This window comes from Falsiroseomonas sp. RANM36 (genome assembly GCF_056682175.1).
The window spans coordinates 1-937 of the sequence record NZ_JBWXTD010000004.1 but is presented as its reverse complement, the minus strand read 5'-3'; the positions used below and the strand labels follow the sequence as shown (position 1 = coordinate 937).

Here is a 937-nt window from a genome sequence, read left to right as displayed (position 1 = left end):
CGCGCGCCCCCCGCCCGCGACGGGGGGGGGGTTTTCTCCCGCCCGCGGCGCCGGGCGGCCGCGCCCGGCGCGCAGGGCGTTGAGGCGACGCAGCGTCGCGGGGCTGTAGAAGGCAAGCAACTCCGCGGGTTCCGCCGCGCCGCAGCCCCAGTCCAGCGCGGCGAGCGCCGCGGCCACCTGGTCGGCCATCGGCGGCGCGAGGCGCGGGCGGGTCAGCAGCACGCCGAGCGGATTGATGTCGTTGCCCGCGGCGCGGCGGCCGAGCAGCGCCGCCTCCCCCGGCGTGGTGCCGCGGCCCATGAAGGGGTCGTAGACCGCCTCGCCTGGCGCGGTCAGGCGCCGGATGAAGAAGGCAGGCAGCTGCGGCTTGAAGCAGGCGCGGTAGCTGATCTCGTGGATCGGATGCGCCTGGCGCTGGCCGGCGGTCCAGAAGGCGTTCTCGAAATAGGGGATGCCGTCCTCGGCGAAGGCGGCGGTGGGCCGCCCGGCCTGCGCGAAGGCGCGGATCTCGGCCGCGAAGACGGCCGGTCGCGTTGCCTCGGGAATCCCATCCATGGGGCGGTGATAGCGCGGCGTGGCGCTGCGGTCAGGGCGGTCATGCGGGATGTCGGCGCGATGACGGAATATCGCATCGAGGGGGTTTGACAGCCCCGGGACCGAGGACTAGATAGCCGCCACCGACGACGAACGCGGTGGCCACTTGAAGTGGCGGGGCAAACCCGCTAACTTCTGCGCCCCGCCGGGTTGGCGGTATCGGGACAGGTGGCACCGGGTGCCCCGAAAGGGGATCGGGTCGCTTCGTCCCCACGCTCTTTCAATCTGTGCATCTGCGAGGGGAGTATGTTCTGGTTGCTCTTGCCTGTTCGTGCGGCGGTTAGGTGCTGCGCGGTGGGAAGGGTGGCCGGATGGAGAGTGTTGGTGTTTTGTTTGGTCGGGG

The 937-nt window shown here is 71.7% G+C and carries 1 protein-coding gene; it reads right to left on the bottom strand.

What is annotated here, in order from left to right:
• A partial coding sequence (locus tag AC1MIR_RS13735) for a DNA methyltransferase (RefSeq protein ID WP_480028759.1) occupies positions 1-555 on the bottom strand: 555 nt, incomplete at its 3' end.
• Positions 556-937: the final 382 nt, after the last annotated feature.